The sequence below is a fragment of the Rhodococcus sp. ACPA1 genome (assembly GCF_002300195.1).
Classification (GTDB): domain Bacteria; phylum Actinomycetota; class Actinomycetes; order Mycobacteriales; family Mycobacteriaceae; genus Rhodococcus_F; species Rhodococcus_F opacus.
On the sequence record NZ_NSDX01000025.1, the window covers coordinates 1 to 767 of the forward strand.

A 767-nucleotide genomic window follows, 5' to 3' on the forward strand; every position below is an offset into this window, starting at 1 on the left:
GATGAGCGTTACTCGGGTGTCTTCCGGTCGGGCGAGGGCGATGCCGACGCTGGCGGTGTAGCGAAGTTCGCGTCCGGGCGAGTCGGGTCCGATGTGCAGTTCGGTGATGCGGGTGGCGAGGGCGTTGGCCTCGGTGGTGGTGGTGTCGGGGCAGACGATGAGGAATTCGTCGCCACCGATCCGGGCCACGGTGTCGGCGGGGCGCACGACCGACTGCAGCTGTTCGGCCAACCGGATGAGGGCGTCGTCGCCGACAGCGTGGCCGAGCCGGTCGTTGAGGCTCTTGAACTCGTCGAGATCGATCAGCAACGCCGCAACCATGCGCCCGCTTCCGCGTGCTGCGTCCAGGGCGGCGTCGATCTGCTGATGCGCCAGGGCACGGTTCGGTAGCCCGGTCAATGAATCGTGCAGGCTCAGATGCCGCAGCGCGTCTTCTGCCTCGATGCGCCGGATCGCCGCCGCCAGCACCGCGGCCACCGAGCGCAGAAACATCACCTCCCGGTCGGAGTAGTCGCGGGGGCGGGCACTGTGCGCGGTCAGCACACCCCACACCGTCTCGGCGCCGATGGGAATGCAGACCCCGCTCCGTAGCCCTCGGGCCTGCATGGCTTCGGTGGAGAACCGGTGCTCGCGTACCGGTCGGGGCAGATGATGATCTGATCGGTGGCGGCCGCGTATCCGGGCTGGGAGTCGGTACCGGGGGCGAAGGTGTCCGGGACGGGTGGTTGACCACGGTAGGCGAGCACCCGCAACACCGCGCCCGGCTC

Annotated in this window: 1 pseudogene; it reads right to left on the bottom strand. The window is 69.1% G+C overall.

The features are described from left to right. Positions 1-767, bottom strand: a pseudogene (locus tag CJ177_RS46495) (GGDEF domain-containing protein); the annotation flags it as partial.